This window comes from Pseudomonas sp. GG8, assembly GCF_052976945.1.
The window spans coordinates 1-8846 of the sequence record NZ_JBRIIP010000007.1; the positions used below are offsets into that span (position 1 = coordinate 1).

Sequence of the window (8846 nt, forward strand, 5' to 3'; positions counted from 1 at the left end):
CTCCTCCTCGTCTAAGCAGAAGCTCATGAGGGTTTCTCGATGGCGATCCAGATGGGCAGGTCGTATCCGCAGGGTGCTGTCGTCTCCCAGTTCGTACGTCTTCGCCTACGAGTACACGCGGACGGGCGTCCGGTACTCGGCGCCAGCATGGACTGGAAGCGAGGACTCTCGCTGTTGCGCTGGCCCCTTGCGATCATTCCGGACGGGCTCTGCGGGGTTGGCGGGACCCCGGTAGCATCTAGGAACTCCGATCTTCAGGGTCGGTAAGCCGCCGAGAAGGCCGTACTGCAATGGCTGTTGTTGTTCCCGGGCTGGTCTCGCAACGAGGTGAATTTCCCCATCGCCACGCGGCGCTGATATTCCCTGGAGCCGGGAATCCGGTGGCCGCTGTCCGAGGCGCAAGCCCGAACGCCGGGGAGGTCGCTTTTCTCGTCTCCTGGGACACGCTGTTCCGCAAGCAAGCGGAATTTCGACCACCGTCCGCTCAACATTCTCGCGTGCTCGCGCTCTCGTATCCTGACGCCAACTACGAGAACTTCGCCTCCGAGGGTCAATCCCAAGAACGAGATCGTTCACGCCTGCATCCGCGAGCTAGCAACCTCTGCAGCCACGCCCCGGTACTATGGTCCGGTCCTTCAACCGATCTCGCACCTGTTCGTCTGCCGGCTCCCTCTACGACCTGACCACCAAGCCCAACCCATACAGCGAAACTTGTATTCGTTTATCGAACGATTCTTCACGTTCCTGATCTTCGCAGGCAACGCCTACGCCATCAAGGAGCGGGCGCGGAACTACCAGGTCTCAGCCATCTACCTATTCGGCCCGATCCGCGCTGCCATTTGCCTGGGGACTACGGGGCGTCGAGCTACGTCTACACTGTCGGCGGTAAAGAATACAGCGTTGACGTCCGCGAGATTCTCCACCAACACTCCCGCATCCGAGCGGCGATCTCTACTGCCTCAGTCCCGCTCAAGGTGGTCGTCCCGCATCGAACCTCGACCTGAACATTCCGACTTCGCGAAGCGAGTTTTCAAAACGCTGGCGTCCCATCTGGACTGCTGAAGATCAAGCGCCTACTGACCTCCCAGGAGGAGGCGTCGACGATCCGGTCACGGTCTTGCTCAGTTGCGTCAACAACTTCCACCGCATCGCCATCCTCTACTGCGCCGATACCAGCCCATGTCCAACTCTCCGAAGGACATGAGCTGTACCGGTCTGCACAACCTGACCGAGTCCCGCATCTGCGCGGTCTTCGGTTTCTCCGGCCCATCCTGATCGGCTGAATGTCGGCCTTCAGCGTTCCACGTTCTCCAACTACCGGGAGCGCTTGGCGTTCCACTCCGAGACCCTGCAGCTGATCTTCGCCCGCATCCTCCGATACTTCAACCGCAACCTGTTCGACACCGGCAACGAGACCCTCGCGGTCGGCGGCCGCTATGGCGTCCTTGATGAACCAGGAGCGACCAACCACGGTCGACGGCCTTCGGCGGTATCCTCACCCTCAACGAGACGCGGGAGGAGTTGGGATTCGATGGGGTATCGGACGGCGCGGTACGTCGCGTCCCGTCGTCGGTGTTGGATCTTCGAAGGCCTTACCGCACCAATCGCGGTCGAAGCAGCTCCGGTCGAGCAGACGCTGGCGTTCCTGAGCCCAGCTTCGTCTTCCTGCGTTTGGAATACCCGGCGGCAGTTGATCGAGGACCGCGAAGGAGGAGACGGACCAACTGGCTGCCAAGGTCTTAACCCACTTCCGAGGTATCAGGAACCGCGTAGACGGCATCCTGGTGTTACACTGGGCGTCAGACCGAGGTCTTCAAGGACTATCCATTGGGTGTTTGTGATACTTCGCCGCCCATCGAGACGGGCAACCTGTCGCGAATCCTTGCAGCGCAGTCGGAAGGTTTCCAAGAAGACGTTCGGGATCATCAACTACATCAGGCGGAACCCTGGACTGGACCAAACTCTGCCCTGGCTAGGCCTCGGTACAAGCTCCAACACGGGCCCATCGTTCACCGGACAACCAACAAGGCCATCGGCAAAGCGGTACAGATCGGGATAGAACGGGGTCACACGGTCACGGAGTCCGCGGCAAGTACCGGACGACAAATTCCCAGGCATCCGCTCTCTTCTGACCGAGACCGAGAACCGGGCGCGGCGGGATCGCCCGCACCGAGATCATGAGGACGCAGAACCAGACCACGGTCGGGGTCCACAAGGAGCAGGGATTTTTCTACGTCCAGGGGCGATGATGCTTGTCGGTGACCCGTCCCTGCACAGACCAGCGGGTCCCTGGGGGCGACGCATACGGTCGGACCTGCGCCTGAGCGGCACGGTCAAATCTACACAACGGAAGCAGCCGCGAACATAGACGACCACCCGAACGGGACGCTGAACTGGATCCTGATTTCCAGGGGATTCAAGCCGGAGGAGCAGGCCATATTCTTCACAAGACCATCGCCAGTACCGCCAAGGCCATCGGCCAGGCCGAAGGCATAGTCGAGGCGTATACGAACACGATCTTGGTCATCAACGCGGACGGGGACATAGTAGAGCCGACCGCGTTCGACAAGTCCATCCGCGAGAACCTCCCGATCCCAGTCCTATCAGGTCACGACCCAGGGAAGCCTGGTCGGCAAGGTCATCTTCGCCCAGCCCAAATACATCGAAGGGGCGAATGAGCACCCTGGCCGTTCACGCGGATGCAATTCAACATCTACACCGAAGCGGGCCGGGACGCCTACAGCAATGTCGCAGGCGACTACGTCCGCGAAGTGAGCATCGGCTTCAACATCCCGAAGGACTCCGACGCCTGCCAGGCAGCAGCGAACGTTCTACCGTGATCCGGCGCATCGCGAATCTGGACTGGGTCGAGGTCTCGTCGGTCATCCGAGGATTGTCACCATCGACCTCGACGGTAGCGAAGACCGCCGAGAGAGGCGCGATAGCATCTCACCTGACGGCATGGGTCCAGGACGCCTGGGACGGTAGCCTGATGGCGGGTCGGATCAAGGGCGGCGCGGCGATCCTCCGAGCGGCTCTATTCCGGGGAGATCGAGGGTGCATCCCGAACTCAAGTCAAGCTACAAATATCTACACCATCAGATCGCTCGGAACGGTCGAGGCGGTGGCGGCGAACGTCAGGGCCATCATGACTGCCCTGGCGAACCTCAACGCCCGCAAGACGGCGATACCGGAGACCGACCTATGCGGGGTCTCGACAACCACCTGGCGCGGCATCTCCGCGAGGCTCGCAAGCCCTCCGAGCTACGGTCTGCCGATCTTCCCGATCTTTAAAGCCCTATCCGAACTTCCACGCTTGCAGGATGGGAGCCTGGTCAGTTCGACATGTTCCTAACCAGCACCGAGACCATTCCTTACCGGCCGCTTAGATATTATTTGCGAGATAAGGAAACCGGCGATTGTGAAATCTGAATTCATACCGCCTGCCGTTCGGTTGCTGGAGCGAGACCCTGAGGCCAGGTCGTTCTGCACCGATCACGACGGCATCCTATTTCTTGCCAGGCCCCCAAGCAGACACCGAGGACGCACCGGACGTAGCCGCCTCCTACACGGCCCCAGAGGCTGTCTTGAAGATGGCAGAGCTATTCCTGTGCCTACAAATGCTCAAGCTCGCCCTGCATGGAATACACAACCAGAAGAGGAGTAAGGATTTCGTGTATGCACCAAACCAGAAAAAGAAGCCAACGCTCTCCTTGAGGCCGAGGCCTCACTGACGGGCAACGTCGAGCAGTTCTGTGGACTGTCCGTGACGCGCAGACCAACACTGAGAGGCCCTACAAGATCTACTAGGCAGCGAGTCAGTCTGGTGCTCAGGGTCAGTTCAACCGACCCGTCAAGACCGCTCCATAGCCACAAGGACTTCGCGGATACGACCCGAACGACACGACCGCCAGCACCAAGTCGTCATATAAGCCGTCCTCGCTTGTTAAGGAACTTCCGTGATCTCTCGTACCCATGGTGGTTGGCTAGCAAGATCTGCTCAGACCCAGAAGGACGAGGCCCGGTTCCAGGTCGACACGTTCGTCAAGTCGATATGCCGAAATGCGCCTTCTGGAAGACGGCATCGGCAGATTCGGTTAAGGCCATGCAGGAGGAGACCGACGCCGAGGGCGGGTTCTTCGTCCTGAGCAATTTCTTCAACCAGGTAATTCGAGACCCAGGAGTCCCAGGTCGCAGCTTCGGCCCCTCTGCACTGTGATCCGCGTCAGCTCCAAAGACGGTGATCTGCCGATGATCTGCAGCGCCACCTGGCGGCGATCGCGGAGGAGGCCCGTACAGCGACCAGACCCCGACCGTCGGGCAGGTCGCCTTCGCGCTGGAGAAATCCGGCGGGCTGGTCAAGGTAACCAGGGAGCTTCTGCAGGACGACTCGGCGATCAACCTCCCGGCGTTCGACCTCGGCATCCTCGCAGCAGTCGGTGGACCTGACCAGTCTGCATCATCGGCGGTAATAACACCACGCAGTACGCCGGGATCATGTCCGACTCCAGCGTTCCTCGGATACCATCTTCGGATCGACCTCAACTTCGTCGCCGACCTCATCGGCACGTTCTACGCCCTGGAGGCGCAGCACCGGGCCAATAGCACCTGGGTCATCTGGGAGCGCAATCAACAGCCTCATCAACCAAATCCAGGTTACCGGGAACGGCGTCGGGGATCGCCAACATCACTACGGCTCCGGCGGCGTTCATCCTGTCTGCCAGTCTTTCTGAACACCGATGTTCTTAGTGCATTGGCGGGAACCATCACCAGCACCGAGAAGATCGCCATCTTCGGCGACTTCCGGCAGTACTACATTTTCGACCGGGTCGGATTCACGATCCCGTCGGAACTACAGCCTATACATGGAAAATTGTCAGGTCGGTTTCTTCGCCTCACGTCGGCTGACGGCGAGGTCGGGCTCTGGCGGCAGCGTTCAATATTCAGCCGCCGAGGGCGGTTAATCTGTTGGTACGGAGTATCCCTGTCTTACCTACCCCAGGGACTCCGCGCCCAGCTTTCTGAGGCATGATCTTCTAATGGAGCAAGTTCCCAGGTGATTTTGACATAGTCAAGACAGATCTGTATTCCTGGACCATCTTCGAGGAGAAAAAATATCTCCAGGTGAATCTGTCCAGAACGTCACCTCTGGGCAACCGGGGAGGCTCACGAGGCCGGAAAACCTACGATGTCCGGCTGCGACCCTCAAACGGTATCCCGATTACTTCAAGATCAGGAACACAGCGGCGAATAAGCAGTCCGAGACCGAGGAGAACAAGTAGTTCGGCCCCCGCCACACCTACGCGACCCTCCGACCAACCGGCGGGATGACCTCGCGGGTACGTCCTACTCGTCTGGCTGGACCGAGGATGGCGGGTATCCGGCGTATCCTGGAGTACTTCCAGCCGCAGGATTCGTCACCGCGGGGGTGGGATGTTCGGGCCACATACCGAGACACCATATTACGATATTCTTTCCGGCGCTCTCCGGCAGTCGCCCCAGTACATGACCGCAACCGACCGGGTGACCTATCGTCAACGGTCAGCACAGTCGGGTGACATACCGCTGGACCTCGCCGATCTCGCCTACCACCGTCACTGCCTATCTACAGACCGGGTGATCCTCTCGGAGACATTCGCCGAGGGATATAACGCCGACTTCTGGTTCTGCTCAACAACTTCACACCCAAGACGGTTTTGGAGCTGAACGAGGACACTACCAAGGGCTCGATGAGGGCGAGCAAACCCTGGCGATCATCGCGGAGTCGGTCTACACGTCCGACACGGTCAACGTAACTACCTCCGACGCCATAGCGTCTACTACAGCAACATCCGCGTCGGTCACATCTGCCGCCGATCTGGGGCCAGCCCAGGTAATCCTCATTCTGCTGGAGCAGCTATATATCACGGCGATCAGCGGGAACACTCTGACGGTCGAGCGAGGAGTTAACGGTGGAGCAGCCACGCATAGCGGCGGTGAAATGGTCACCGGTATGACTACCCAAAGAGCCTTCGTTCAGCCTGCCTCGATCTCTCCAAGATCGTATTCCGCGACCGCGACCTGGTGGTCTTTACCATCGGTTCCGGTAGCGCGGCGATCACATCAGCCGAGGGCGAGATTCAGTCTCATCGGCGATCTCCCGGCCCAGTACCGCGTTGCAAACGTCTAACGGGTGGTTTTTCCAGTTCGCCCAAGACTACGTACGTTCAGACCTTGCTGTGCTCCAAGTATCTTCTCCAGGACCTGTCAGGTGACTAACCGGGGCTTGCTCGATCTGGTGATGATCGGCTAGCCCAACAAAGTCCTCGACCAGCTACATCCCGGCCACGGAACGGGCCCATCGGAGAGCTGCGTCGCCACGTAGGAGCCGCAACCATACGGGATAGCGTTGATCATCGCGGCGGGGGAGCAGCAGGAAGGTCGACAGAACCTGATCTATTCGTCCTGGGTCGAGGGGATCTGCAAGCGGAATCGCCCCAGGCCAGGGTTCCCAGGTCAACCGGATCTTCGGCAACGTCTACGATCATATCAACAACAACCCCAAGCTCTACGAGGATGACATTCTCTCGCGGCAATTTCCGAGGCATTTAACGCATGAGTCGATCAGAGGCATCTGTGAGATCGATACGCGCTTTCGGCGGCGATCTCAGACCCGGCGTTCGTAGCGGTCTATCGCGGGGAGCCGCTGGCGATCTCAGGGACGCCGGTCTTTGGCGTTCTGGTAAGTCAGGTGCAGGAGGACCGATTTCGAGACGCTTGATCCTGGTCGGATGACGCCGCCCGTCGGGCATATTTTCGGATGAGGATTCGCCGGAAAACGCCCGGCGAGAGCATAGAGCTTGCCGGTCTGGGACGCGATCGTTCGGGCACTCTCAACACCCAACTCCGGTCGGACGCAGACTTGTAATGCTGCGGATACAGCCTCGGCCCCGCGACAGTCGGATACACCAACATGAGCGGGGAGTATTCCGCACCGCTGCCTTCATACGACGGTATACGGCGAGGTCACGATCACGCCCTAGACGCACCAGGAACGCCGTACAGGCGTAATCGCGGGAGGTAGAGCACCGGAAGGTAAACGGCTTGGTGTCCGGTCACGTCGAGGGATACTGCCGCGTCGCCCTGGGTCACCCTCGCTGTCGTGGGGCGACAGCAATGAACTCCGCGACGCTGGACGTCCACGCTGGACGTATCGGCGAAGAAGCGGCTCATCGGGATCGTGGAGGGAGATAAGCGTGAGAACTCGGCCCTCGACAGAATGCCGTCCTGCGGCAACACGCGGTCTGGACTTCCAATTCCGGGAAGCTCCCGAACGGCAGACCAGGAGGTATCCGTCCCGATGGGGTCATTGAAGGCTATCTCTCGGTGGCTGGTATCCAAGGAGGCGACGTACTCTGTGGCGGCGGTCTCCCGGTTCCGCGATAACGGCAAACGTGGACGTTCTCGGGTTAACGGTTCCGGCCCAGAGTTCGGGATCAGCTTCGACCAGCCACACCGAACCGATCACGGCGTCCACGTCGGGATCATCGGTGAATAACTCGGCATCAAGCAGCTCTGGCGGGTGGCGAATTTACCAGGTCACTGCCCTCAGTGCCGTCGGCGGGAACGCCCGCTGGCATTTTAACGTCCAGCACTCCACGGATAATTCGACCTGGACGGACGTATCGTCGGCAACCGTCTTCCGCATCTGACGGGATCGGAGCCGCCAGGGTCGAGTTCACCGGGACACTGAATCTATATTCTTCGGCAGCGGGTTGTGGACGCATCCTCTGGATCAATAACGTACGCGATAGCATTCACCAGGGCATAGGAGGCCGAGATCCTTGAAGCAGACAGGACTAAGGGCGATGTTATCTTTCTCAGCCGTAATGACTCCGGCGGGACGGTACGAGACATCTCCAATGATATCGGAGACTACGGGATCAACATCGCGCAGGAGTTAGTCGAGACCACCGGCCAACAAAGTCGGCGCGGGAACGGATCACCGGGTATTCCGACCTGGGATGTCACTCTGAACGGGTTCTTCAACGCGGCGAGTAACAAGTCGCACGACGTCTTCAAGACTCGCACCGGCACGCGGACGTTTGACCTGCGGATCGGTCTTAACAGCTCCTCCAACCCCAAGCTGGCGATGAAGAATTGGCCTCGAGTTACGCGATAACGCGGGGATCGGACGGGGCGTTGACCTGGTCGGCTGCGCTGACCCTTCTCGACCGCACGGTTCCTGCCTGGTCAACGGTCTGAAGCTGGAGCAACTGAAGAACGGCATCAGGCCGTATATAATCCAGCGGCGGCGGGCCATCTGGCAATCGCCCAGCCGGAGTACGAGGGCATCTACATCGAGCGGGTCTGGACGTCGATCTGCGGACGTTTCTTGACCTCCAGCAACTCGCGGGTCGCAATTTCCCTGAGCAACTGCGGCAGGCGTTCCGAAATCTTCGCGACGAGATTCTCGACTCCTGGAACCTCCAGGACGAGGGGATCGTCTTTCGACAGCGGACGCAGAAGGTTTCCTGGCCTTGCCGCCCGCGCTCGGCACCGCGATCCTGGAGCGTGTGAGGGCGCGACCACGGCGGGGGAAGCCTCAGCCTCGGCATAGCCCGCGGGAAGTGGCCGTTCGGGGCCGTACGTATCAGGACGGCAGGCCAATCGTCAAGCCGACCGAGTTAGAATTTTCGAGACAGTGAATGGATCTGTCAGCGGTATAGTTTCTCTGCCGTCTCAGCTATTTTCTGAGGACGTCGGGAGATTCCTTGATCTTTGGGTTGCTGTGAGGGCAAAGTAGAGGACGACAAGCTCTCAATACCGTCACCATAACTGTCTACGCGATACGAAGAAGGCCGATA

General features: G+C 59.7%; 3 protein-coding genes. 1 reads left to right on the plus strand and 2 read right to left on the minus strand.

Going from position 1 to position 8846, the window contains the following annotated elements:
- Positions 1-2443 precede the first annotated feature (2443 nt).
- Positions 2444-2575 (minus strand): hypothetical protein, encoded by a 132-nt coding sequence (locus ACVBEG_RS26870; RefSeq protein ID WP_447108510.1) that lies wholly within the window; start codon positions 2573-2575, stop codon positions 2444-2446.
- A gap of 124 nt (positions 2576-2699) precedes the next feature.
- On the opposite strand from ACVBEG_RS26870, the gene ACVBEG_RS26875 reads away from it, so the two are divergent.
- Positions 2700-2840: a hypothetical protein gene (locus ACVBEG_RS26875; protein WP_447108511.1), complete on the plus strand. Its 141-nt coding sequence runs from the start codon at positions 2700-2702 to the stop codon at positions 2838-2840.
- A 1655-nt stretch (positions 2841-4495) separates the two neighbouring features.
- Here the strand turns inward: ACVBEG_RS26875 and ACVBEG_RS26880 are convergent.
- Complete coding sequence (locus tag ACVBEG_RS26880; RefSeq protein ID WP_447108512.1) at positions 4496-4642, minus strand: hypothetical protein; 147 nt, start codon at positions 4640-4642, stop codon at positions 4496-4498.
- Positions 4643-8846 lie beyond the last annotated feature (4204 nt).